General features: G+C 31.0%; 28 protein-coding genes. 20 read left to right on the top strand and 8 right to left on the bottom strand.

What is annotated here, in order from left to right; translation table 11 throughout:
• Nucleotides 1–17: 17 nt before the first annotated feature.
• From hisA to H6X70_RS09915, 9 genes are all read left to right on the top strand, one after another.
• Nucleotides 18–752, top strand: coding sequence for a 1-(5-phosphoribosyl)-5-[(5-phosphoribosylamino)methylideneamino]imidazole-4-carboxamide isomerase (hisA, locus tag H6X70_RS09955; protein ID WP_194767531.1), 735 nt, complete (start codon nucleotides 18–20; stop codon nucleotides 750–752).
• Nucleotides 753–820: 68 nt separating this feature from the next.
• Nucleotides 821–1,576 (top strand): imidazole glycerol phosphate synthase subunit HisF, encoded by a 756-nt coding sequence (gene hisF, locus H6X70_RS09950; RefSeq protein ID WP_194767530.1) that lies wholly within the window; start codon nucleotides 821–823, stop codon nucleotides 1,574–1,576.
• Between the two features lie 38 nt (nucleotides 1,577–1,614).
• Nucleotides 1,615–2,214, top strand: coding sequence for a bifunctional phosphoribosyl-AMP cyclohydrolase/phosphoribosyl-ATP diphosphatase HisIE (hisIE, locus tag H6X70_RS09945; RefSeq protein ID WP_194767529.1), 600 nt, complete (start codon nucleotides 1,615–1,617; stop codon nucleotides 2,212–2,214).
• A gap of 9 nt (nucleotides 2,215–2,223) precedes the next feature.
• Entirely contained in the window at nucleotides 2,224–3,000 is a 777-nt protein-coding gene (locus tag H6X70_RS09940) for a tRNA pseudouridine synthase A (RefSeq protein ID WP_194767528.1), read from the top strand.
• 140 nt (nucleotides 3,001–3,140) lie between these two features.
• Entirely contained in the window at nucleotides 3,141–3,725 is a 585-nt protein-coding gene (locus H6X70_RS09935; protein WP_194767527.1) for a hypothetical protein, read from the top strand.
• 6 nt (nucleotides 3,726–3,731) lie between these two features.
• Nucleotides 3,732–4,277: a hypothetical protein gene (locus tag H6X70_RS09930; protein WP_194767526.1), complete on the top strand. Its 546-nt coding sequence runs from the start codon at nucleotides 3,732–3,734 to the stop codon at nucleotides 4,275–4,277.
• Between the two features lie 310 nt (nucleotides 4,278–4,587).
• On the top strand, nucleotides 4,588–4,749 hold the full coding sequence (locus H6X70_RS09925; RefSeq protein WP_194767525.1) for a DUF1328 family protein: 162 nt from the start codon (nucleotides 4,588–4,590) through the stop codon (nucleotides 4,747–4,749).
• Between the two features lie 37 nt (nucleotides 4,750–4,786).
• Nucleotides 4,787–4,975, top strand: coding sequence for a hypothetical protein (locus H6X70_RS09920; protein ID WP_194767524.1), 189 nt, complete (start codon nucleotides 4,787–4,789; stop codon nucleotides 4,973–4,975).
• A 102-nt stretch (nucleotides 4,976–5,077) separates the two neighbouring features.
• Nucleotides 5,078–5,758: a DUF2461 domain-containing protein gene (locus tag H6X70_RS09915; RefSeq protein ID WP_194767523.1), complete on the top strand. Its 681-nt coding sequence runs from the start codon at nucleotides 5,078–5,080 to the stop codon at nucleotides 5,756–5,758.
• A gap of 177 nt (nucleotides 5,759–5,935) precedes the next feature.
• On the opposite strand, the gene H6X70_RS09910 is transcribed toward H6X70_RS09915, so the two are convergent.
• A complete protein-coding gene (locus tag H6X70_RS09910; protein WP_194767522.1) occupies nucleotides 5,936–6,352 on the bottom strand; it encodes a glyoxalase in 417 nt (138 codons plus the stop codon).
• A gap of 236 nt (nucleotides 6,353–6,588) precedes the next feature.
• On the opposite strand from H6X70_RS09910, the gene H6X70_RS09905 reads away from it, so the two are divergent.
• The 5 genes from H6X70_RS09905 to leuB all read left to right on the top strand — a co-directional run bounded on the left by H6X70_RS09905 (nucleotide 6,589) and on the right by leuB (nucleotide 12,107).
• A complete protein-coding gene (locus H6X70_RS09905; RefSeq protein ID WP_194767521.1) occupies nucleotides 6,589–6,975 on the top strand; it encodes an acyl-CoA thioesterase in 387 nt (128 codons plus the stop codon).
• 211 nt (nucleotides 6,976–7,186) lie between these two features.
• Nucleotides 7,187–8,581: a 3-isopropylmalate dehydratase large subunit gene (gene leuC, locus H6X70_RS09900; RefSeq protein ID WP_194767520.1), complete on the top strand. Its 1,395-nt coding sequence runs from the start codon at nucleotides 7,187–7,189 to the stop codon at nucleotides 8,579–8,581.
• An 88-nt stretch (nucleotides 8,582–8,669) separates the two neighbouring features.
• Entirely contained in the window at nucleotides 8,670–9,266 is a 597-nt protein-coding gene (gene leuD, locus H6X70_RS09895; RefSeq protein ID WP_194767519.1) for a 3-isopropylmalate dehydratase small subunit, read from the top strand.
• 3 nt (nucleotides 9,267–9,269) lie between these two features.
• Entirely contained in the window at nucleotides 9,270–10,793 is a 1,524-nt protein-coding gene (locus tag H6X70_RS09890; RefSeq protein WP_194767518.1) for an alpha-isopropylmalate synthase regulatory domain-containing protein, read from the top strand.
• A gap of 255 nt (nucleotides 10,794–11,048) precedes the next feature.
• A complete protein-coding gene (leuB, locus tag H6X70_RS09885) occupies nucleotides 11,049–12,107 on the top strand; it encodes a 3-isopropylmalate dehydrogenase (protein WP_194767517.1) in 1,059 nt (352 codons plus the stop codon).
• A gap of 193 nt (nucleotides 12,108–12,300) precedes the next feature.
• On the opposite strand, the gene H6X70_RS09880 is transcribed toward leuB, so the two are convergent.
• The 5 genes from H6X70_RS09880 to H6X70_RS09860 all read right to left on the bottom strand — a co-directional run bounded on the left by H6X70_RS09880 (nucleotide 12,301) and on the right by H6X70_RS09860 (nucleotide 19,039).
• A complete protein-coding gene (locus H6X70_RS09880) occupies nucleotides 12,301–13,545 on the bottom strand; it encodes a mechanosensitive ion channel family protein (protein WP_194767516.1) in 1,245 nt (414 codons plus the stop codon).
• Complete coding sequence (locus tag H6X70_RS09875; RefSeq protein WP_194767515.1) at nucleotides 13,542–13,838, bottom strand: DUF3817 domain-containing protein; 297 nt, start codon at nucleotides 13,836–13,838, stop codon at nucleotides 13,542–13,544. Before H6X70_RS09875 ends, H6X70_RS09880 begins: the two co-directional genes overlap by 4 nt.
• 164 nt (nucleotides 13,839–14,002) lie before the next feature.
• Complete coding sequence (locus H6X70_RS09870; protein WP_194767514.1) at nucleotides 14,003–14,305, bottom strand: nucleotidyltransferase family protein; 303 nt, start codon at nucleotides 14,303–14,305, stop codon at nucleotides 14,003–14,005.
• A 59-nt stretch (nucleotides 14,306–14,364) separates the two neighbouring features.
• Nucleotides 14,365–14,985: a YqaA family protein gene (locus H6X70_RS09865; protein WP_194767513.1), complete on the bottom strand. Its 621-nt coding sequence runs from the start codon at nucleotides 14,983–14,985 to the stop codon at nucleotides 14,365–14,367.
• Nucleotides 14,986–15,937: 952 nt separating this feature from the next.
• Entirely contained in the window at nucleotides 15,938–19,039 is a 3,102-nt protein-coding gene (locus tag H6X70_RS09860) for a metallophosphoesterase (RefSeq protein ID WP_194767512.1), read from the bottom strand.
• Between the two features lie 807 nt (nucleotides 19,040–19,846).
• On the opposite strand from H6X70_RS09860, the gene H6X70_RS09855 reads away from it, so the two are divergent.
• The gene (locus H6X70_RS09855; protein ID WP_194767511.1) at nucleotides 19,847–20,095 is read left to right on the top strand and encodes a hypothetical protein; all 249 of its coding nucleotides are present in this window, start codon (nucleotides 19,847–19,849) and stop codon (nucleotides 20,093–20,095) included.
• Nucleotides 20,096–20,211: 116 nt separating this feature from the next.
• Entirely contained in the window at nucleotides 20,212–20,460 is a 249-nt protein-coding gene (locus H6X70_RS09850; protein WP_194767510.1) for a hypothetical protein, read from the top strand.
• Between the two features lie 486 nt (nucleotides 20,461–20,946).
• Here the strand turns inward: H6X70_RS09850 and H6X70_RS09845 are convergent, their stop codons facing one another.
• Nucleotides 20,947–21,294 carry a hypothetical protein gene (locus H6X70_RS09845; RefSeq protein ID WP_194767509.1) on the bottom strand — a complete coding sequence of 116 codons (348 nt, stop codon included), beginning with the start codon at nucleotides 21,292–21,294 and terminating at the stop codon, nucleotides 20,947–20,949.
• Between the two features lie 228 nt (nucleotides 21,295–21,522).
• On the opposite strand from H6X70_RS09845, the gene H6X70_RS09840 reads away from it, so the two are divergent.
• From H6X70_RS09840 to H6X70_RS09830, 3 genes are all read left to right on the top strand, one after another.
• On the top strand, nucleotides 21,523–22,071 hold the full coding sequence (locus H6X70_RS09840) for a hypothetical protein (RefSeq protein ID WP_194767508.1): 549 nt from the start codon (nucleotides 21,523–21,525) through the stop codon (nucleotides 22,069–22,071).
• A gap of 62 nt (nucleotides 22,072–22,133) precedes the next feature.
• Nucleotides 22,134–23,843 (top strand): tetratricopeptide repeat protein, encoded by a 1,710-nt coding sequence (locus H6X70_RS09835; RefSeq protein WP_194767507.1) that lies wholly within the window; start codon nucleotides 22,134–22,136, stop codon nucleotides 23,841–23,843.
• A 6-nt stretch (nucleotides 23,844–23,849) separates the two neighbouring features.
• A complete protein-coding gene (locus H6X70_RS09830) occupies nucleotides 23,850–24,635 on the top strand; it encodes a LytR/AlgR family response regulator transcription factor (RefSeq protein ID WP_194767506.1) in 786 nt (261 codons plus the stop codon).
• 57 nt (nucleotides 24,636–24,692) lie between these two features.
• Here the strand turns inward: H6X70_RS09830 and H6X70_RS09825 are convergent, their stop codons facing one another.
• Nucleotides 24,693–24,872 carry an adenylosuccinate synthetase gene (locus H6X70_RS09825; protein ID WP_194767505.1) on the bottom strand — a complete coding sequence of 60 codons (180 nt, stop codon included), beginning with the start codon at nucleotides 24,870–24,872 and terminating at the stop codon, nucleotides 24,693–24,695.
• Between the two features lie 279 nt (nucleotides 24,873–25,151).
• Between H6X70_RS09825 and H6X70_RS09820 the strand changes: the two genes are divergently transcribed.
• Complete coding sequence (locus H6X70_RS09820; RefSeq protein WP_194767504.1) at nucleotides 25,152–25,595, top strand: TlpA family protein disulfide reductase; 444 nt, start codon at nucleotides 25,152–25,154, stop codon at nucleotides 25,593–25,595.
• Nucleotides 25,596–25,618: the final 23 nt, after the last annotated feature.

Below are 25,618 nucleotides of genomic sequence, written 5' to 3'. Positions count from 1 at the left end.
ACTTTTAATATTCAAAAATGAGAATCATACCAGCCATAGATATTATAGACGGAAAATGTGTGCGTTTAACAAAAGGAGATTACGATACTAAAAAAGTATATAACGAAAATCCTTTGGAAGTAGCCAAAATGTTTGAAGCTTCTGGTATAGAAAATCTGCATTTAGTAGATTTAGATGGCGCAAAAGCACAGCATATTGTTAATTATAAAGTATTGGAACAAATTGCTTCTAAAACGAAATTAAAAATTGATTTTGGTGGTGGTTTGAAGGCTGATGCCGATTTACATATCGCTTTTAATTCTGGTGCCAGACAAATAACAGGAGGTAGTATTGCCGTGAAAGATCCTAAAACTTTTGAAGGGTGGATTGCAAAATATGGCAGTGAAAAAATTATTCTTGGTGCCGATAGCAATGCTGGAAAAGTAGCGATTAGCGGCTGGCAAGAAGACAGTGAAGAGAATTTAATTCCGTTTATAAAAGGCTATCAGAAAAAAGGTATTCAATATGTTATTTGTACCGATATTTCTAAAGATGGCATGCTTGAAGGACCTTCATTCGATTTGTATCAAGAGATTATTGCAGATTGCACAAACAGTAGCAGCGGGCAATCCATAAAATTAATCGCTTCTGGAGGTATTTCTTGTATTGAAGAATTACCAAAACTAAAAGCTTTAGGATGTGAAGGTGTTATTATCGGAAAAGCGATTTACGAAAATAGAATCAGTCTTCAGCAATTAGAAAAATTTGTATAACGAAGATTAAAATGAAGTTTGAAGATTTTCACTTCTCACTTCTCACTTTTAACTTTTAACTTTGAAAGATGCTTACAAAACGAATTATTCCTTGTTTAGATATTAAAAACGGACGTACCGTAAAGGGCGTTAATTTTGTTGATTTACGCGATGCTGGCGATCCAGTCGAGCTTGCTAAACAATATGCAGAACAAGGTGCTGATGAGTTGGTTTTCCTAGATATTTCAGCAACATTAGAGGGTAGAGGCACTACTTTAGATATGGTTTTACGTGTTGCAGAACAGGTAAATATTCCATTTACAGTTGGTGGCGGTATTTCATCTGTAGAACATGTTGATGCATTGTTACAATGTGGTGCCGATAAGGTTTCTATAAATTCTTCAGCAGTAAAAAGACCAGATTTAGTGAATGAATTATCCAATAAATTCGGGTCTCAATGTGTGGTTGTGGCTATTGATGCCAAACAAGTTGAAGGGCAGTGGAAAGTACATTTAGCAGGCGGAAGTATTCCAACAGACATCGATTTATTCGAATGGGCAAAAGAAGTTGAAAATCGTGGTGCAGGTGAAATTTTATTCACATCTATGAATCATGATGGTACTAAAAATGGATTTGCGAATGAAGCTTTAGCGAAGTTGTCTGAAACTTTAAACATTCCAATTATAGCTTCAGGAGGCGCTGGAAATGTACAGCATTTTGTGGACACGTTTACAGATGGAAAATCGGATGCAGCTTTAGCCGCGAGCGTATTTCATTTTGGTGAAATCCCTATTCCTGAACTAAAAATAGAATTGAAAAAAAATAATATAGAGGTACGACTTTAAGTCGTCATACTGAACTGGTTTCAGTATCACATAAAGAAATGATTATGACTATTAAATACGATTCAAACGGACTCGTTCCTGCGATTATTCAAGATGCTACAACAGCTAAAGTACTTATGCTTGGCTATATGAATGAAGAATCTTATCAAAAAACCATCGAAACGAATAAGGTTACTTTTTTTAGCAGAAGTAAACAACGTTTATGGACAAAAGGTGAGGAAAGTGGTAACTTTTTAAACGTTGTTAGCATTAAAAACGACTGCGATAACGATTCGCTTTTAATTCAAGTAAATCCCGCGGGTCCTACATGCCATAAGGGTACAGATACATGCTGGGCAGAGGAAAACAAGTCGTCTTACGGTTTCTTTTCTACCTTGGAAGATGTGATTGCAGAACGTGTTGCGAACAAGGACACTAAAAAATCGTATGTCGCTAGTTTGTTTGAAAAAGGCATCAACAAAGTGGCTCAGAAAGTAGGCGAGGAGGCAGTTGAAACCGTTATTGAAGCCATGGATAACAATGATGAGTTGTTTTTATATGAATCGGCCGATTTATTATTTCACTATTTAATGCTGCTTCAAGCAAAAGGCTTCACGCTTAAAGATATTGAAGCCGAATTGAAAGGAAGACATAAGTAATTCCAAGGTTTGAAAAAATATTTCTACGTTTTTAATATTCAGTATTTAGGGTATCGTTTTCACGGATGGCAAAAGCAACCGGATGTAAAAACCTTGCATCTTATGGTAGACAGAACCTTAAACTATATTTTAGAAGGCAAACCTTTTAAAAGTTTAAGTTCTGGAAGAACAGATGCGATGGTGTCGGCTGAATGTGCTGCTTTCGAACTCTTTTTACAAGAACCCATTGAAGACCAAGAAGCTTTTTTAGAATTATTTAATTATAATTTACCACAGGATATTCGTGCATTAAGCATTCGTGAAGTTGATGCGAAATTCAACATCATCAACAATTCTAAAATAAAGGAATATCTGTATTTATTTGCTTTTGGTGAAAAATGCCACCCGTTTTGCGCACCTATTATGACTACCATTTTAGATGATTTGGACATCGAATTGATGAAAAAAGGGGCGAAACTTTTTGAAGGCGAACATTTCGTAAGGTCTTATTGTTATAAACCAACCGATAATGGTATTTATACCAGGGAGATTTTAACCTGTGAAATTGTAGAAAACACTATTTATACCGCCAATTACTTTCCTGAAAAAACATACATATTACGTGTTAGAGGTAAAGGATTTATGCGTAATCAAATCCGTTTAATGATGGGGACTCTTATCGATCTTGGAAAAGGGAAATTAACTTTAGAGGACATTCGTGTTAGTTTGCTTCCAGATAGTACTGTGAAAATGGAATATATCGCACCTGCCTCAGGGTTAATTTTGAATAAAATTGATTTTATTTAATTGTATGTTTTCTTAAAAAAAACAAAAGTGTTTGGTAAAGTTACGGGTTTACAGTAGCTCTGTTTTTTTTGTTTAATTTAACTTTGATTATTTCGAAGTTTACATTAATAACAATTAGCATTTAGCATTTAGTAAATGGCATGGGGTTAAAATGGAATTTTAAAAACATATTTCACTTTATCATTTTTACTATCAGTTTTTTTGGATATAGCCAAAAAACTGATAATGATAATTTGAAGCATAAAATTTATTATGAAGTAAGAGCTTTTGCGTTTTTAACATTCAATGATGATTCACTTTTAGAAAATGACGATCCGTTTGATTTCAATAACAGCACTAAACTAACGGGAGTAGATTTGTCAGTTAATTATTATTTAATCAATGGAATTTCACTTGGGGTAGGTTCAGGAATTGAAACTTTTACGCAACCTAAATTCTCCTATGCTCCATTGTATATGAGAGTTGCGTTAAATGGAGGGTCTCGAAAAAATAGTATACATACCGAGTTGAATTGTGGAGGTCATTTTACCGATAACAGTAAATTTGGTTGGTTATTTAGGTTTATGTTTGGATATCGCTTTAGGGTTTATAAAAATTTATTTGCAAATACTTCTTTAATTTATACCTATCAAAATTTATATAAAACATTTAATAATGCGCTAAGGACAAGTGATTATCTTCACTTTAAAAGTGTAGGACTTTCCGTTGGTTTTGATATTAATTAAACAACTATGAAATCAAAAATATTTATTTCTTTAATTACCTTTTTGGGGTTATTAAATCAAGGAGAAGCACAAGAGGGCTTAAAAGAAAATTTTAATTTTAAAATAGGGGCTATAGGAGCCTGGGTAGCTTATGAAAAACCATTAAATGATTCCTTTTTAATTGATGCTGAAATAGGTTACATCGGAGGTATTTTAAATAGTGAATTTATTTTTACAACAAGTATTGAACTAGAACCTCGTTACTATTATAATTTTAGTAAACGGATTCAAAAAGGAAAAAATACGATTAATAATTCTGGAAATTATTTTGCTGTTCAATTATCTTACATTCCAGATATTTTTACGGCAAAGACACCAAATAATGCTAATATAGATGTTTTAAAAACTTTTAGTGCTATACCAACTTTTGGACTTCGTAGAAATATTACAAAAGGACTTAATTTTGATTTTGAATTTGGAGTGGGATATTTATGGGCTAAAGGCTATGAAAATGAAGTAACAGCTAATTTACTTATAGGACTTAGTTATGTTTTTAAAACAAATGCTAAATAAGTTTCAAATATAAGTAAAATGTTATTTTGGAATTTCATTTTTCATTGTAAGGATTAATTTACTAACTTTAACAGAATAATTTTAACAAAAACATCAGAATTAGTTACAAATTCTAGCTATGTATTTTGTTTATCAATGATGAATAAAATGTCAGTTCGAGTCATTTTCCTTAGAAAATGGTATCGAGAACAGGTTTAACGACTAAAATATCTTGACGTTTTTGTTTAATTATTTAAAAATAAATTCTCTAATCATTGGAGTAGGTTTATTATTAAGTAAGCTATTAATCTTAACAAAAAAATCAAAAATTATGTTACGCTGGACAATCACATTCATTATTATCGCATTAATCGCTGGAGTTTTAGGCTTCGGTGGAATCGCAGGAGGAGCTGCTGGAATAGCTAAAATATGCTTCTACATTTTCATTATTTTATTCATTTTCTCTTTGCTGAAAGGTGTAATGAAAAAATAAAAAGCGGTAGTTTAAATCAACCATTAAATTAAAAATCATGAGAAAAATAATATTAGGCTTAGCTTTATTGTTTTCTGTTGCAACTGTTTTTACAGGTTGTAGAGATAAAAAAACTGCAGGCGAAAAAATTGAAGAAGCTGTAGACGACGCTGGAGACGCCGTTGAAGATGCGGCCGATGACGTTGGAGATGCTATTGACGATCTTGCAGACGAAATTGAAGAGTAACCCATAACACTTGTTTAACAACAAATTGTGTTAACTTATTACTGAAAGCCCCGATTTACTCGGGGCTTTTTGTATTTTAGTATGAAATAAAACAACTATTTTATGAGTATATCGGTACCGAAATCCGTTTTTACATTCTTCGAAAAACTTGAAAAAAACAATAACCGCGATTGGTTTAACGAAAACAAACCTGAGTTTAAGGCTATTGAAAAGGAGATGAAATTGGTTTACAATACTGTTTTAGAAAATCTAAATAAACATGACGAGATTGATAAACTAAAAATATTTAGAATTTATCGCGATGTTCGTTTTTCAAAAAATAAATTACCCTATAAAACCCATTTTGGCGGCTCGTTTCATAGAACAAAACCACGTTTACGAGGTGGATATTATTTACACATTCAGCCAAATAACGAAAGTTTTATAGCAACAGGCTTTTGGGAACCAGAAAAAGATGATCTGTTTAGAATTAGGAAAGAGTTTGAAATAGACGATTCTGAAATCAGAGAAATTATTGGAGCTAAAACCTTTAAATCTGTTTGGGGTGAACTTGTTGGCGACGAATTAAAAACAGCCCCTAAAGGTTTTGATAAAACGCATAAAGCCATTGATTTAATACGAAAAAAACAATACATTTTTGTTAAGAAATACACCGATAAAGAGGTGTTAGATTCTAATTTTATCAACGAAATAGACCATGCTTTTAAAGCCATTCGACCATATTTCGATTATATGAGTGCGGTTTTAACTAGTGATTTAAATGGAGTATCGTTGATTGATTAGGTTTTTTAGATGCTGATTTTCATGGTTTGAATATCTCACTTGCGTTCGATATGACAGACGATTAATCTTTATGTTTTTAGACACCTATTTCACGAATTTAAAATCAGTGAAATACGTGTCTAAAATATTTTTAATCTTCAGCAGTAGTAAGAATTAGTAATTCATACTAATTAATAGCTAAACAGCTGCTAATAATTCAGGGTTCTCAAACAATTGAATCTGGCTCAATAAACGTTCTTTAACCAAATTCATCATACGTTTGTTTAAAGCGGAAGAATTTTCAATATAAATAAGGTATTCTTCAACAGTAAACTGCCCAATAACCATCCCTTTCATAGAATTTCTAAGTTTCATATCTCTTTGAATGGCATTTTCAATGTAGGCGATGCGTTTTTCCAAAGAATAAGCATAAAAAACAGATTTGTGTTTTCCTATGTAGTTTCTAAAAACTTCAATGAATAAATCATTTTGAAATTTAATAATAGGGCGTAAAATCACATTCTGAAAACGTTCGTCGCTGCTCATGTTTTCGTTAATTGTAGCACTTAAAATTTCTGGTCGAATACTTGTAAGATTAGATTTTCTAGTGTTCATAATTTTGAGATTTTACTTAAAAGTAGCCATTAATCGAGCTTATCGTAAAAATTCATATTATAATTATTAACGAGTTTATTAACATTGAAGATTTTCATACCTTTAAAAACTCAAGTAAATCGTATTGTTTTTAGTGTTTTTTTTTGTGTAAAAACACATCTAGTTTTATTCGGAAATAAACAATTCAGATTTATAAAAAACAGACAAATTAATTTCTAACATATTATTAAAAAAACATGAGATTTCACACAAGAAAATGGATTAAACCAGAAGATTTAAATGCAAATGGTACGTTGTTTGGCGGACGTTTATTAGACTGGATAGACGAGGAAGCAGCGCTTTATACCATTATTCAATTGGAAAATCCGAAAGTAGTTACAAAATTTATTAGTGAAATTGATTTTAAAGCCTCTGCAAAACAGGGTGATATTATTGAAATAGGTATTGAGGCTATTAAATTTGGTAAAGCTTCATTAACATTAAGTTGCGAAGTTAGAAACAAAATGACTAGAGAAACCATTATCACGATTTCTAATATTGTTATGGTTAATGTTGGTCCAGACGGCAAACCCTTGCCACACGGTAAAACACAAGTAGAATTTGTTAAAGATAGGCTTCAGTAATTTTGTTTGAAAATTACAATCAATTTTAAGAATCTATTGAATAAAATTCATTTTATATTCTATCCATTGGCAATTTTATAAAAATTAGATAACAAAGTGGCTTTAAGTTTTAAATACATCTAATAAAGCATAAATTTGTATTTCTTTATGGCTTCCTAAACCTTATTTTATTAGGGTTTAAAGCTACTTTAACACAAAATATAAGATATTTATGAGTAAATCATTGTTTGACAAAGTGTGGGATTCACATGTTGTAAGAAAAATTGAAGATGGTCCAGATGTGTTTTTTATCGACCGTCATTTAATTCATGAGGTTACAAGTCCAGTAGCATTTGTCGGTTTAAAAAGTAGAGGTTTAAGCGTGTTATATCCAGAGCGTACATTTGCGGTTGCCGATCATAACACTCCAACAATCAATCAACATTTACCTGTTGAAGATCCTTTATCTGCTAAGCAATTAAAAACATTAGAAGATAACGCCAATGAATACGGCATTAGTCACTGGGGCTTAGGTCACCAAAATAACGGTATTGTTCACGTTGTAGGACCTGAAAATGGTATTACACTTCCTGGAGCAACTATTGTTTGTGGCGATTCGCATACATCTACACACGGTGCTTTTGGAGCTATTGCTTTTGGTATTGGTACTTCGGAGGTTGAAATGGTTTTAACCACACAATGTATCATGCAGCCAAAGCCTAAAAAAATGCGTATTAGCGTTAACGGGCCATTAAGCAAAGGCGTTACACCTAAAGATGTTGGTTTATATATTATTTCTCAATTAACAACTTCTGGTGCAACAGGATATTTTGTTGAATATGCAGGTGATGTTTTTGAAAACATGTCTATGGAAGGTCGTATGACGGTTTGTAACTTATCTATCGAGATGGGTGCCCGTGGTGGTATGATTGCTCCAGATGAAAAAACCTTCGAGTATATTAAAGGTCGCCCAATGACTCCAAAAGGAGCAGATTGGGATAAAGCTATGGCATACTGGAAAACGTTAAAAACGGATGAAGGTGTAACATTTGACAAAGAATATACTTTTGATGCTAGCGATATTGAACCTATGATTACCTACGGAACAAATCCAGGTATGGGTATGGGGATTTCTAAAAATATTCCTTCTGCGGAATCTGTTGAAGGTGGAAAAGCCACTTACGACAAATCTTTAGCTTACATGGGTTATGCTGAAGATGAGCAAATGATTGGAAAGAAAATTGATTACGTATTTATTGGTTCTTGTACCAATGGTCGTATTGAAGATTTCCGTGCGTTTGCATCGATAGTTAAAGGCAGAAAAAAAGCAGATCACGTAACAGCTTGGTTAGTACCAGGATCGCACATTGTGGAAGCTAAAATTAAAGAAGAAGGTTTATTAGATATTTTTGAAGAAGCTGGTTTTGTGTTAAGAGAGCCAGGATGTTCGGCATGTTTAGCAATGAATGATGATAAAATTCCTGCTGGAAAATATGCAGTAAGTACGTCAAACAGAAACTTTGAAGGACGTCAAGGACCTGGATCAAGAACTTTGTTAGCAAGTCCGTTAGTGGCTGCAGCTGCAGCTGTTACAGGTGTTGTTACCGATCCAAGAACGCTTTTATAAATATTAATGAATATGGAATAGTTAAAAATTAAAGTCAATGTTTTTAAAACTTTTCACTTTTAACTTTTCACTTTTAAATTAAAAAAAAATGGCTTACGATAAATTTACAACATTAACTAGTACTGCAGTTCCTTTACCAATCGAGAACGTAGATACCGATCAAATCATCCCTGCACGTTTCTTAAAAGCGACAACGCGTGATGGATTTGGAGACAACTTATTTAGAGATTGGAGATATAATGGTGATGATTCACCAAAACAAGATTTCGTATTAAACAACTCAATTTACGGTGGTAAAATTTTAGTAGGAGGAAAGAACTTTGGTTCTGGATCTTCTAGAGAGCATGCTGCTTGGGCGGTTTACGATTACGGATTCCGTTGTGTGGTTTCAAGTTTCTTCGCAGATATTTTCAAAAATAACTGTTTAAACATTGGGGTTTTGCCTGTGCAAATATCTCCAGAGTTTTTAAATGAAATTTTTGAAGCAATTTACGCCGATCCTAAAACAGAATTAGTGATTGATTTAGAAGCTCAAACCATTACTTTACCATCATCTGGTACTCAAGAATCATTTGATATTAATGGTTATAAAAAAGGCAACATGTTAAATGGTTTTGATGATATCGACTATTTACAAAACATGAAAAGTGAGATTGAAAGTTTCACTGAATCACGCCCTTTCTAAACTATGAGTTTTAGAAAAATAGAAATAATGGATACGACATTACGCGATGGTGAACAAACCTCGAGTGTGTCGTTTTCTGCTTCTGAGAAGCTAACAATTGCTAAACTTTTACTGGAAGAATTAAAGGTTGATCGTATTGAGATTGCCTCGGCACGTGTGTCTGAAGGTGAACTTCAAGCGGTTAAAGATGTTACCGAATGGGCTTCTAAACACGGTTATCTAGAAACTGTTGAAGTTTTAACTTTTGTTGATAATGGCGTGTCCTTAAAATGGATGCAGGAAGCAGGAGCGAAGGTTCAAAACTTGCTAACAAAAGGTTCATTAAATCATTTAACTCATCAGTTAAAAAAGACGCCTAATCAGCACTTTGAGGAAATAAAAGAAAACATTGCTTTAGCTCAAAAAAACAATATTACAACTAATATTTATTTAGAGGATTGGAGTAATGGGATGCGAAACTCTAAAGACTATGTTTTTGAGTTTTTAGCCTTTTTAGCAACTCAACCTGTTAAGCGTATTATGCTTCCAGATACTTTGGGGGTTTTAACGCCAGAAGAATCGTTTCTGTTTATAAAAGAAATTAAAGACCTATATCCTAATTTACATTTCGATTTCCATGCTCATAACGATTACGATTTGGGTGTGGCCAATGTGATGGCAGGATTAAACGCAGGCGCCGACGGATTGCATTTAACAGTGAATGGTATGGGCGAAAGAGCAGGAAATGCGCCAATGTCTAGTACTATTGCGGTTATAAACGATTTTATGCCGCATATTAAAATCAATGTAAACGAAAAGGTTTTATATACAGTTAGCAAATTGGTTGAAAATTTTTCTGGAGTAGTAATTCCTGCAAATAAACCAATTGTTGGTGCTAATGTTTTTACACAAACTGCAGGTATACATGCCGACGGCGACAATAAAAACAACTTGTATTTTAGCGATTTGTTACCAGAACGTTTTGGCAGAACTAGAAAATATGCTTTAGGAAAATCTTCTGGGAAAGCTAATATTCAAAAGAATTTACAAGAATTAGGACTTCAGCTTAATGATGCTGACTTGAAAAAAGTCACACAACGTATTATTGAGTTAGGTGATAAAAAACAAGTGGTAACAAAAGAGGACTTGCCATATATTATTTCGGATGTTTTAGATAGAACTTACGAAGAAAAAATTAAGGTAAACTCTTATGTGTTAACACACTCAAAAGGTTTAAAACCTTCAACAACCGTTTCAATTACTATTGAAGGCGAGACCTTTGAAGAAATTTCTCAAGGTGATGGTCAGTTTGACGCCTTTATGAATGCTATAAAAAGCATTTTTAAGAATGAAAAGTTAATGGAATTACCACATTTAATTGATTATGTGGTTCGTATTCCTCCTGGAAGTCGTTCGGATGCATTGTGTGAAACCATTATTACTTGGAAAAACGATGAGAAAGAATTTAAAACACGTGGTTTAGATTCCGATCAAACGGTATCGGCAATTATTGCCACTGAGAAAATGTTGAATATTATTATTAGTTGAGAGGTGTGTGTTAGACGGGAGACAGAAGACGGGAGACGGGAGTTTGTTGGGTTGAAAAATTGACAGAAGACAGGTGACAGAAGACGGGAGACGGAAGTAGTGAAAACCCGACCGGAGCGTTATTTGAAAATTATCAAATAATTGGTACTTTTTTTAGCGTAGGGAACGCCCAAACTTTTAATATCATTTTAAAATAAATTGAAATCACTTAAGGTGGTACAAAAAATATAAATTTAAAGATTAAAAATAAAACACATGAAATTTAATATTGCGCTTTTAGCCGGAGACGGTATAGGACCAGAAGTTATAGACCAAGCAGTTAAAGTTAGTGATGCTGTTGCTAAGAAATTTGGACACGAAATTACATGGAAACCCGCTTTAACAGGTGCTGCGGCGATTGATGCTGTTGGTGAACCTTATCCAGATGCTACGCATGATGTTTGTGTGGCTTCGGATGCTGTTTTATTTGGTGCTATTGGTCACCCGAAATACGATAACGATCCTTCTGCGCCAGTTAGACCTGAGCAAGGTTTATTAAAAATGCGTAAAAAATTAGGTTTATTTGCTAATGTGCGTCCAACGTTTACATTCCCATCTTTATTGGATAAATCGCCTTTAAAACAAGAGCGTATTGAAGGCACCGATTTAGTGTTCTTAAGAGAATTAACTGGAGGTATTTACTTTGGTGAAAAGGGTAGAAGAGACGGAGGAGAAACGGCTTTTGATAACTGTGTGTACACCAGAGCAGAAGTGCAACGTTTGGCTAAAAAAGGTTTTGAATTGGCCATGACACGTTCTAAAAAATTATGTTGTGTTGATAAAGCCAACGTTTTAGAAACGTCGCGTTTATGGAGAGAAACGGTTCAAGCCATGGAAAAAGATTATCCAGAAGTTGAAGTAAGTTACGAGTTTGTTGATGCGGTTGCAATGCGTTTGGTACAATGGCCAAATAGCTACGATGTTTTAATTACTGAAAACCTTTTTGGTGATATTTTAACGGATGAAGCTTCGGTAATTTCAGGATCTATGGGATTAATGCCTTCGGCATCTATGGGATCTGATATTGCTTTATTTGAACCAATTCACGGGTCGTACCCACAAGCAACAGGATTAAATATTGCAAACCCAATGGCGACAGTATTATCTGCAGCCATGATGTTTGAAACCGCTTTTAATTTACCAGAAGAAGGTAAAGCGATTAGAGATGCTGTAAATAAAGCTTTAGCTGAAGGTGTTGTTACTGAAGATTTAGCCGATGGTGGAAAAGCTTACGGAACTAAAGAAGTTGGTGACTTTTTAGCTGCTAATATCTAAAGAGCAATAAACTTTTTAAATAAAAAAATCTGCTAGTTTTTTAACTAGCAGATTTTTTTTGTCCCATACCATATGATTATAGTTAAAAAATAACCTCAATTAAGTAAAAGGTACTCGTGTTCCAAAACACTAAAAGAATTAGTATGAAATCAAGTTTATTTTATTGTTTTTACTGAAAAATAAGATGTCAATTCTAGGCTTTAAAACTTGAATTATTAGGCAGTTCAAAAATCTCTAAATCAAAATAGGGCATAGCCGCTATTAAATGATCGAAAATATCGGCAATAATATACTCGTAATTTGCCCAACGTTTATCGCTGCTAAAAGCATAGATTTCTAGAGGAATCCCTTGTGTTGTAGGCGCTAATTGGCGCACCATAATCATCATATCTTTATTAATAGCAGAATGATTATTTAAATACGAATCGATATACTTTCTAAAAACGCCAAGGTTGGTTAAATTTCTCCCATTTAACAAAAGTGATTTATCGATAGCATTATTGTTGTTATAGGCATCAATATCTTTTTGTCTATTTTCTAGATAAGCACTAATTAGTTGAATTTTTTTAAGTTCTTCAACTGCATCTTTGCTTAAATATTTAACACCATCTTGTTTAATAAAAAGTGCTCGTTTTATACGTCTTCCTTCCGAGCTAGACATGCCGCGCCAGTTTTTAAACGAATCGGAAATAAGGGCATAAGGCGGAATAGTGGTGATGGTTTTATCGAAATTTTGGACTTTCACTGTGGCTAAATTAATTTCAATCACATCGCCATCGGCACCATATTTTTCAAAGGTGACCCAATCGCCAATACGCACCATATCGTTTATAGCTACTTGCATACTGGCTACAAAACCTAGAATAGTATCCTTAAAAACCAAAAGGATAACGGCCGAAATGGCTCCCATTCCTGTAATAAACTTTATAAAAGGAATTCCTGTGATAATAGCTATTGCTGAAAAAACGCCAACAGTCCAGGCGAAAATCATAAAAACCTGTATGTAACTGTCTATAGGTTTGTCTTTTAAACGCGATAAGGTTTTTAAATAAGCTTTCAGGGTGTTTAAAAGGCTTCGAACTACCCAAAGGGTTAACAAAATAGAGAATACCTGTAAGCACTTTTCAACAAAGATTTCGAAATCTTTAAAGTCTTCAAAAATATCTGGAATAAACTTTAAAGCAACAATAAATGGGATGATGTGGGCAATGTTTCTAGGCACTTTATTGGCCACTAATAAATCGTCAAAATTTGTTTTAGTACGACTTGAAAAATTAGAAAAAGCTTGAATAATAAGCTTTTTAATGATAAAATCAATCAGAAAAATAAGCAGGAGTAAGCCTACTAACAGGACAATAACATTTAAATATTTAGCAAGATCTTCATCTATCCCTGTTGAAATTAGATAATTAAAAAACTGACGTTTTAAAGTGTTCATTTCGTTTTTAAATTTTTCAAATACATTTTATCAATGTAAAAGGTTCCAAAAGGAATGACTGAAGCCACAAGTACGATTAAAAATTGTTTGGTGTTCCAAGCAAATTCCTTTTTAAACATAAAAGCCATCGCTACATAAGCCACAAATAATAAACCATGAGGCATGCCTAAAAGCTCAACATACTGCGGATCGTGGGCTAAATACTTAATAGGTGTTGCAATAAAAAGTAGTAAAATATAAGACACACCTTCTAAAAGTGCTACAATTCTAAAAATATTAATAGATGAAAACATAGTTGTTAATTTTTATGATGAGAAATGGTGTTTGTTTATAATTGAGGATTACAAAAAAATCTATTTTTCTAGTTAGAGCTACTTCTTAAAAACTCTTTTCATCAGGAAGAAAATCATTTATTTCATTGATTGATCTTTCTAAATTCTCAAACCAAGCATTTATTTTATTGTCCATAAATTAATACTTTAGTTTCGTTTAGCTCTTTTCTGAAGTATTTGTTTTTTATGGCTCTATCCTCGATAAGGTCGATTTGTCGTTTTAGTAGCTTTTCCAACTTTTCTTTTAATTGGAAATACAAGTTTGTATATTCGAAAGGATCGTTTTCATTAAAATCAACAACAAAATCAATGTCAGAGTCTTGGTTAAAATCCTCTCTTGTTACCGAACCAAAAGCAGAAAAAGAGCGAACTTTATATTGTTCACATAGTTCTTTAATTAGATTTATATTTTTATCGTTAATTTTCATAAATCAAAAATAATCATTTTATGTTGCTCTAACAATGTTCATTGTCCTTTTAAAAGCACTTATAAAACGTTGAAAATAACCATGCCGTAAATTACAAAACGCAATAAACGTAGAGAACCATAGAGGCAAACGGCTTTAAATGGAAACTTAATAATACCAGCAGCAATACATGATATTGAAAAGGGTAGTGGCAACAAGGCACCAACAACAATTAAAAAACCACCCCATTTTTTAGAGTTTTTTAGTTGCTTTTCCATCTTAATTTCCAAATAATTATGAACCGATGGTATTTGAGTAATGGTACGTCCCATCCAATACGCTACAAGTCCGCCCGCATAAGATAAAACTGCTAAAATACTTAAGAAGAACCACGGACTATACATTTTATCAGCCCAAGCGATAAAAATTTCTGGTGGAATAAGTCCTAATAGCGTTTCGGAAACAAAAAAGAAACTCAATACGCCGTATGCAGGAAGTATTTCGGTAAGTTCGGTTAAGGCAGCATTAATATTAAAAAAATGATTGATAACATAAATAACTGCAACAACACCAATTATATATGGTAAAGCGCTTTTTACGGCTTGCCAAACAAAACTGTAAAACCCTGTGTAACTATAATATTGATGTAATAGTTGAATTCGGTTTTTTGTGCTTTTATTAGTTTTTTCTGTGTTTTTCATTTAGGACATTTGAAACCACAAATATACAGCTAACTCTTTAAGTTTTGTAAACTTTTAGATTTGAAATATCATAAAGTATTCACAGGTTTTAAATTTTAACAGAATTTATGATAAAGGGGGATTTGATATATTGTACAAAATATTCTATTTTACATAATATAAATTATAGTACAACAAACTACAATTTACGAAATAGCGCTTTTGGCGCTATTTTGTGGTTTCGTAGTTGTGTTTATAAATAATAGCCACTACCAAGCGCTCGATTGTTTTATAACACAAATGCGAAGCATTCATGAGCTCTTTATTAAAACAATAAACATCAGCGAATAATTATCCAACGCTTGCCATAGCCTGTCCTGAGCGCAGTCGAAGGACCAAAATAAAAGCTAACCTTTTTGCTCTTATTAAAAATCGCGTATTTGAATAATTGTGCTACATATTTTTTTCTACGCGATTCTCATGGAATTCCACATGAGCTTAAATTTTATGAAATCGAGTTTTTTACGAGATTCACGAACTCCTTTAAAGCTTTTTGCAAATAATTAAATAAGTGAGTAAAAATAAAATTCTAAGCACTTATTCTATTCTCGTTACTATTTAATTTTTTTTAATTGTAACTACTAATATTATGTAAAATAGGATTTAAACTTTCGAACTTCTTAAGTTTTGATTAATTCTTTTTTTCTTGATAAAAAAAGAAACAAAAAAATCAAGACTGCATAAATTTTTGGAAACAATTACGGTTCGTTACGCTATATTTTAGACTATTTAGCGTTAAGAAAATGTACCCAAAGTACATTTTTAGTTAAATACAATTTGAAATTAACTTCTAGTTAAGTGTTGTATCCAATTACAATCATCCACAGGATAATTGTATTTGTATAGCCTAAAATATGGACGCGCCACTCACCTATTGTTTTACCAAAATTTTATGAGGTCGAATTACGTTAGTCTATTCTTTTTTGTTTTTTGATTTATATGCAATATCCTTTTGAATATCTCCAACATCAGTTTTATTATTAAATTTAAGGTATTGACTTTGTATATTGTTTTTTAATTCACGCCTATCATTACTGCTTAAAGTATTTTTAAAACTTAAATAATAATTTAATTTTAATAAAAATGAATATTTTATAATTGGAATCTTAATTAAAGGTATCATTTCTTCAACAATAGCTTTATGCTGTAAATAATTAATATCTAAAAGTAAAAAGGTGTAAATGAATAATTTAAACTGATTGTTTTTATAATCAGTTTTACATTTTTCTAATCGTTCAATTATGATACCTTCTAAATTAATATGTCCAAGCATATCGTAAAGCCTTACTTGGACTAACGTTGGTATTACATTAGAGATAAGTTTTAAAAGACCTTGAGCTTCTCCTTTACTATCGGTTTTAATTATTTCTGATATATCCATTTCTCCAAACTCATCTAAAAGTTTAAAACTCCATAAACAAGCATTTTCTATTATGTAATCAAAAATTTGATAAACTAAATCAGAATCATTAACATCATCAATATTTCTAAATACTTTACCTAAAATCGTCAAACTTTCTTCTAATGAGTTTGATGATTCATTAAGTGAATTAATTTTTTTTATTTTAACCTCACTATGATTCTCATCAAGCTTCATCTCTTTATTAATTTGCTCTTCGATTTCATCCTGTTGTATTTCAGATAAACTATCTTGAAATTTTTTAGAATACTTTTCAATTAATTTCCCTAGTTTATCTGCTTCAACAATTTTACTTATTAAAACAGTATCTATTGAAGTGGTTTTTAAGTTATATTCTTGATTTAGAGTAGAAAAATGTTTTTTTGTTTTATTGTAAATTTTATTTAAAAATTCCACGTTATCCCTTTTAAAACCAGCGTAAAGTTCAAATTCGTTAGAAAATGACAAATAGAAATTCTCATCTTCAATTGCTTCGTTTAAGAATGCTTGGTCTAAAGTCATATAATATGCAACAAAATATTCAAAAACACCATTTAACCTAAAGGAATAATAATCATGGTCTTTTTTCCGTAATAAACTTTTAGAATCTAAATAATCAAAAATATCTCTTGGGTCTATTCTTAATCTTGGATTCTTATCCAAATATTTCTGAAAAAAATTAATAATATCTGAGTACTTAGCATAATAAGAATTCTTGTGATTCTCTACTAATAAAAAGTAAGCAAAATGAGCTAATAATTTTTTATAGTTATTAAAAGTAAATGAAGATGCAGATACGGTTAACTGCTCCTTTTCTAAAAGCTTTTCGACATAAAGATTAATTAAATCTACATCGTTATGCAGTTTATTATTAGCATCTTTATTAAATACCCACAAGAATATTGAAACGGTCCAGTAATTAAAAGGGATAGAAAGTTTTTTAAAGATTGAATTTATTTTTTCAACTACTTGATTCTCTTTTTCTTCTGTAAAAGAATAATTTCTTTTAGTTAATTCTTTAATATGTATCTTTCTTAATCTATGAAAATATAACTTCTTTAAATCCCGTCCATCAAATCTGGCTGCATCTAATGAATTTAAAGAGCTACTTATTGAACAAATTATTACTCTTACATTATCGTTTTCACTTACTATTTTTTCAAGAATATCTTTAGTTTTATTATCTTCTAGATGAAAATTATCTAAGAGAAGTACAAAATCCTTTTCTTCAAAAAGTTTAATTGCAGCATTTGTATTTGTAAAATAATATTTTGATAATTCTTTAAAAAAGTTAAAATCATTTATAGCGTTACTCCAATATTTTAAATCAATATAAAATGGTATTTTATTGTAAATAGAAAAATCTCTTAGAAGTTCTAATTCTATTTTTTTTAGCATAATGGTTTTACCACATTTATCTTTGCCAAAAGCAATGTAGTCTTTTTCGAATTTGAAAAAATTATTCCAAAGATAATCAGGATGACTACTATCATCATTTAAAACTTCAGAAATAGATTTTTCTTTAAGAACAGGACTAGTACTTAATTCTAGTAAATCTTTACGGTTTTCCTTATTATTACTTTCTACAAAAAGAGATTTTGAATCATCAAGTTCATCTAAAAAACGTCTTCTAATGTTTTTTCTTAATTCATTTTGTTTTGCAAGAATTTCATTTGTTGGAATATTATATTTTTTGCTTTCTAATGGATAAAAAACTTCGTTTTTTATATCATACATACGAAAATCAACACTAAAAACATCTTCGTTATAATCAAGGTTAATTAAAGAATATCCTATTTGGGATTCAACTTCAAAAGATAGATTAGCCGAGGAGCCTAATTTAATAACTCCATCATTAGGAGTTAAATCTAGACTCAGATTGTTTTTATGTATGTGTCCACTTAACATAAAATCAAATCTCTTATGGAGTACGTCTTCAATTTTGTATAAATTCCATGAACGCAAATCTTTTAAAGGATGATGATGTAAAACAATTTTTATGTCACATGATAATATTCTATCTAAAGCTTCATCAACCTTGCTTATAGGGTATAATAAATTATTATCATCATTTATCCCAACAGACCTCCAAGCAGTATTTAAACAAACAAAGCCTATTTTCCCTGCATTGGTATTTCTAATATGAGTTGAATACATTTCTTCTACATAGTCTAAAGAATTAGTACATTCTTTAAAATAATCATTCACAAAGTTTCTGTAGTTTTCTAAGGGTTTATGACTGTTGATTAAATCAATATTATTTTGTTTAAAAATGTCATTCAGTTTTTCATTATCATCAATTTCTTCATCTAAATATTTAATTAATGATTTTGAAACTACGCTTCTATCTATATCATGATTGCCAGGACATATAAAAATATTGTCTTTGTTGATTTTAGCTATAGTAACTATCCTTTCAAGGAAATTAATTCTGGCAAGCTCAAAGTCTTCAATTTTATCTCCTCTCTGGACTAAATCACCTGAGAATATTACAAAGTCAATTTCATTAACATTTTTTTCTAAGTCATTGAAGAAATTATCTAATAATTTTTTTTGTTTAGTTCTCCCTCCAATTTGATTTGTATAATGTAAATCTGTAATGTGTAATATTTTCATCTATGTAAAATTTATCACTAAAATAAGAAAGTTTGACTTCTTAATAAGTAGTAAAATTAATACTTATAAACATTATATTAACGAATTAGTCATTCCACTACGCTCATATCGTCGCTCCGTAAAAAACGTGTTCCATTAACATCGTAGAGAAAAATTATAGAAGAAAAAAACAAAGAAAATGAAGTAATAAACTTTCGCTTTTAACCAAATATAGTACAACAAACTACAATTTACGCAATAGCGCTTTTGGCGCTATTTGACATAATTGCAGATATAACGTCGCAGACTTATATCGATAGTAATTGTGTCAAGTTAATTGTGGTTTCGTAAAAATTATACACGATTCTCACGTTGCATATAACTGATTTAGATTTTGTGTTCTGAATAATTCAAAATTATCGAAATGCTTTCATAAAAACTTAAATTTAATGATATTCAGTTTTAGTTGATTCATGAACCGATTCATTTATATTTTCTGTATAAAATAGGTAAATCTTCACCCTCTCCATATTTTTAATATTCCGTACTAAGATTCATAAATTTTCAAATACGCGATTCTCACGAGGTATATTATGTAAAATAGAATACCTAAAAAGTTCAGTTTTCAAAATCAACTTTAGTATTTAGGTTATTCAATATTAATAAAATATTTTTCTTACATCTTTTAAATAGTATAATAATTTACTTACTTTAGCGAAAGTACATAACGTTTTCTATACTAATGCGCGTTATACAATTTTAAGTCTCAATAAACCGAAAAAGGACTATAAAAAAAATGAGTAGGTAAACTATAAAATTTTAAAAAGTATGAACAAAAAAAAATTATCTAAGGGTTTAATTATCTTAATGTGTGGCGTGTTTCTTCTTTCAAGCTGTGACAAAGATGATGTTAGTTCTGATGAACTTACAGAAGGTTTTTATGAAAACTCAGCCAATGATGATGTTAGTTCTGAAGAAGTTACTGAAGATTCAGAAAATGATGATGTTAATTCTGATGAACCTACTGATGATTTATGTAAATGCCCTTTTGTTAGAATCCACTCAAAAGACCGCTGATTATTAAAAGTATGCAACGTTTTCTATACTAATGCGCGTTATACAATTTTAAGTCTCAATAAACCGAAAAAGGACTATAAAAAAATGAGTAGGTAAACTATAAAATTTTAAAAAGTATGAACAAAAAAAAATTATCTAAAGGTTTAATTATCTTAATGTGTGGCGTGTTTCTTCTTTCAAGCTGTGAAAAAGATGATGTTAGTTCTGATGAACTTACAGAAGGTTTTTCTGAAAACTCAGCCAATGATGATGTTAGTTCTGAAGAAGTTACTGAAGATTCAACCAATGATGATGTTAATTCTGACGAACCTACTGATGATTTATGTAAATGCCCTTTTGTTAAAATTAGTTCTAAAGACCACTGATAATTAAAAGATATGTATAGTAAACAAAAGTACTTTATATGTTTTTTCATTTGCCTATTACATGGGTTATGTTTTAGTCAGGATAGACAAAAATCGGATAGTTTACTTCATCTATCAAAAACAAAATAGTTCACAAAAAATGAGCGCGCTGCATTATTAGAGTCTATTGCTTATAATCACTCTAAATTAGATAGCGCGCTTTATTATGCTGAAGAATCTTTAAAGGTTTCTAGAGAAATAAACTCCAAAAAAAATTCATAAAAAAATCCCGAAGAAACCGTTAATAGCAAAAACGGTATTCCTCAGGACTTGTTAATAGCAGTGTTTTTAAAAAATTTAATTTGGTAATAATTTTAAATCCCTTCAATATTTTTTAAAAACATAATAATCAATAAACTTCAAAAAAATAGTGTTACTGTGGCTTCTTTTTCATTATTTAGATGAGAGACTTCTAAATTTAAGCGGTGTTTGTTTGAAAAGTATTTTTTATTCCTTTTCAATATGAACCAATTCCCCTGGTCCTTTATATATATAAGCTTCATTTGGAGCTACTAAAAATTCATTAACTTTATTTTTATCAGGATGAATTTTGAAGTATTTTCCATATGCTGTTATTGTACCATAACTACCATGTGCAATTTTTACTTTTTTCATAGTTATCCAACAAAGTGAATCTATATAATTATAAACATAAAAATCAATTTGCTTTCCGGTATCATTAAATATAATGGCAGATCCACTTGATATTCCAGAAACTAACTTCCCAATATCTTTCATAGCAATATTGTAAAAATCGTTAACGTTAATGTTTGCTTCTAAACTCAATGATTTCATAGTTATATAATTTAATTAAACTCCTACTCTATTCTGGTTTACAGATAGCACCTTTTTTTACTTTGATTATGTCAAACTTACAGGACTAATAAGCCAATAAAAAAATAAATGTGTGAATGAACCGAATCCTTTAGTAAATGGATCCTTTTATTAAGTGAAGATTTTAACTACAGATGGGGAAATATTTCTATATATTTGAAATATTTAATTTAACCAAACTATAAATTTATGACACAGAAAACGCTTACTCCTAAAGAAGTTGTATTAGATCTTGATTTAGATTTTCACGAACTAAAAGAAACCATTCAAAACACTTATATTGGCGAAGGCTCCCAGCATAACCCTATATTGTTAGACTTTTTTGTAAAATGTAATTCAAAAGGCTTCTTTTTTAATCTTAAATGTGGTGAAAAAGTAGAATTTAAAATAAACTTTTCTGGCAGCGATATTCAACCAAAATTACACTATTTAAAGTTTGTTAACCTAAGCAAGGCTTCTAAATCTTTTATGACTTTACAAGATTGGCAAGAATACATCATCTTTAAAAAAAATAATAAATATACCTCGGTAGCACCAGATGGTGGACTTTATGTAACGCCTAGAACTTATAAAGATAGTACCGAAGAATATTTTTTAGTTAAAAGTAAAGCAAAACCAGATTGTGAAGTAAAAGGGTTATACCTTTACTACACCATTATTTTATCCTTCGAAATTGATAATAGAGACTATTTTTTCAAAATCGATCCTTTTATTAGAATTCACTCAAAAGACCACTGATTATTTAAGAGATGTATTGTAGACTAAAATACTTTTTTTGTTTTTTCCTTTATCTATTACATATGATATGCTACAGTCAGGATAGACAAAAATCGGATAGTTTACTTCATCTATTAAAAACAAAACAGTTCACAAAAAAAGAGCGCGCTGTATTATTAGAGTCAATTGCTTATTCCCATCCTAAATTAGATAGCGCTCTTTTTTATGCTGAAGAATCTTTAAAAGTTTCTAAAGAAATAAACTCCCAAAAATTGCAAGCAGAAGCTTTAGAAAGTATTGGTATACTTGAACAGGGTTTGGGAAATTATAGTAATGCTTTATCGGCTGCCTTTAAAGCCTTAACCATATATGAAGCGCTTCATTTAACTGAAAATCAAGCAGCGGTTCAAACACAAATTGCTACGGTTTATTGTGCTTTACATGAGTATAATTCATCTATTATCTATCTAAAAAAAGCTGCATCTATTTATAAACGTCTTAACGACCAATTAAGATATGCCTCTACGTTAATTAATCTTGGAGAATCTTATAGAATTAGTGGCGAATTCGATCTAGCTGAAAGTACTTTGTTGGAAGCCCTAGAAATAAACCAAGACTTAGATAACGAACAAGTATTAGGGTACATTTATGGAAATTTAGGCATGGTGTATTCGGATAAAAATGAGTTTGATAAAGCCAAATTAGCCTTAGAAAAAGGTATTGAAATTCTTAAAATTTTACAAGATGATTATTTCGTTTCTATTTGTCTTGCAGAACTGGGTGAAATCTATAACGAGGAAGGCAACAAAGAATTGGCCGAAAAACACCTTATTGATGCTTTTAATATAGCTGAAAAGGCAGGTTTAAAAGAACAAATACAAGATATTAGTAATACTCTAGTTTCATTTAATCAGGAAAAACAGGATTATAAAGCGGCTTTAAAATTTCAGGAAATATATCAAATTTATCATGATAGCCTTGTAAATAAAGAAAACATAAAGAAAGTAGAACAACTCAAGGCTGGATACATTATTAATAAAAGAGAGCTAGAAATAGAACGCATTAATGTGATTAGCGCTAACAGAAAAAACATTGCTATTGTGCTTTCCATTGGCATTTTAATATTTATTCTTTTAAGTTATTGGTTGTTCATCTTATCTAAACGCCTGCGTATTGTTAATGTTGATTTATCTAAAAGAGAAAAAGACAAGGCTTTTCTACTTAAAGAATTGAACCATCGTGTTAAAAACAATTTGCAAATGGTAGCAAGCTTACTAAATTTGCAAAGCAGATCGCTAAGTGAAGATTCGGATAAAGAAATTATTGTTTCGGGAAAAAACAGAGTTGAAGCCTTATCTCTCGTGCATAGTAAGTTATATCAAGATGGTTTAGAAACCAAAATTGATTTAAAAGATTATGTTGAAGAGCTTGTTTTAAACCTGATTTATGGCTACGGTACAGAGTTAAAAACAAACTTCAATATTGAACCTATTACTGTTGAAGTTGATAAAGCCATACCTATTGCTTTAATTATTAATGAAATTGTTACCAATGCCATTAAACATGCTTTTAAGGACAATCCCGATCCTAAGCTTGACATCCTAGCACATGCTAATGATAAAGGCTTACACATTGAAGTAAAAGATAATGGAAAAGGATTCGGGCCTTCACAACGCAACAAAAAGAACTCACTAGGACTGCAATTAATTAACTCATTAATTGATCAGCTAGACGGAAATGTTACCGTTGAAAGCGATCATGGTACCTTGTGGAAAATAAATTTAGTAATTTAACTTTTTATGAATTCGTTAAGCTCTACTATTAGAATCCTTATTGTTGAAGATGAAAAACTCTTAGCGCAAGATATTTCATGGCGACTTCTAGATATGTCTTATGAAATTGTAGGGGTTACAGATTCTGCCGAAAGTACTTTAGCCTTATTAGAGAAAACGACCGATATTCATCTTATTCTTATGGATATCATGATTAAAGGTGATAAAGATGGTATTGAATTAGCGCATTTAATTAATGAAAAATATAACATTCCTTTAATTTTTCTGAGTTCACTCACCGATGCTAAAGTGATTGATCGTGCTAAGCAGGTTGAACCGGATGCCTATTTACTGAAACCTTTTAACGACAGACAAATAAGTATTGCTATCGAATTGGCCTTGTCTAATTTTTCTAAGCAACAAAAAAATCAAAATAAAAAGGAAGAAAAATTAGCTGATGCCACTACCCTTCCCAAAAATGACAACCTACCCATAAGCATAAAAAACGATCTGTTTCTTAAAAAGAACAATCACTACGAAAGGGTGGCTATGGAGGCTATTAAATTTCTAGAAGCCGATAATAATTATACCATTATCCATACCGAAAATGATCAGTTTTTATATTCTACAGGGTTGAAAAATTTCGAGGAACAACTCCCTAAAGAAACATTTTTTAGAGTGCATAGGAGTTATTTAGTCAATATTTCGGCTGTAAGTGGTTTTGAAGGTAATATGCTTTTTATAAAGGATAAAAAAATACCTGTTAGTAAAGCACATCGTGTTGAAATTTTAAATTTATTCAAGACCTTGTAAAAGGCAGCTATTCTTTTTTGATAAAAGACTAGTATACAGGTTATTAAAAATAAGTGCTTACTTTTTATTCTTCTGCTTTTGTTTTCTCCAAAGAAAATAAAGGATTACAATAATTACAGGTAATACTATAAATACAATAACCTCAAAAGGGTCTGATAAATCCAGTGGCTTATTGTCGTCTGGATTTGGTGTTCCCATGGGGAGTTGTAATACTAATAAATTATAAAAGGGATGCATAGTTTTAATTATTTAATGATTTATAATTCTTAAAAGTTAGGCGTTTTAAATAGATTTTATGGTCTCTATCCAAAAAAAATATTGACGTCATGTGATTTCTAGTTTTACCAATTGTTTTTGTTTTGTTTATGACAAAAAAATAACTAGTCGAGCTAATCCATTCCACACCTAATCCCGTCCTATTATTAAGTGAAATTTTAATAAGAAACTTAATATATAAATTCCTCAAAGTATTAAATTCCTAAATTTGCATGTATTAAGAATAGTATAAAGCTAAAAATGAATCCTATAATACAATCGATACCCGTTTTAGATTTAGATGGCTTTCCTGTAGATTTAATGACAGCTTATAAACATAAAATTTTGCTGCTTATTATTTACAACAATGATTGTTTGGGGTGTACAGGACGTGCCATTCCTTTGGCATACGAGTTTCAGCAGCAATATCCATCCATTCAAGTTGCTGGTATTCATGCTGATTTTGTAAATAGAGAAGGCACAAAAGCTTCTATTAAAAGCATTTTTACGAGTGGCGAAAATCCGTTTCCTATTTATATAGACAAACATCACAAAGTTTTTGACCAATTTAATGCAGAAGGTACTCCACAATGGCTACTAATTTCAAAAAAAGGAGAGCTGTTTCGTTCTATTTTTGGATCGCAAGATAATGCCCAAAACCGTTTATTTTATGCGCTAGAAAGTCTTGTAGAAACAAATAAGTGATATACTAACATCTAAATTATGCA

It is taken from the genome of Tamlana sp. I1, from assembly GCF_015355625.1.
In the GTDB taxonomy this organism is placed as follows: domain Bacteria; phylum Bacteroidota; class Bacteroidia; order Flavobacteriales; family Flavobacteriaceae; genus Pseudotamlana.
Note: the sequence above shows the minus strand (reverse complement) of the source record. Positions and strands in the feature narration are given on the sequence as shown.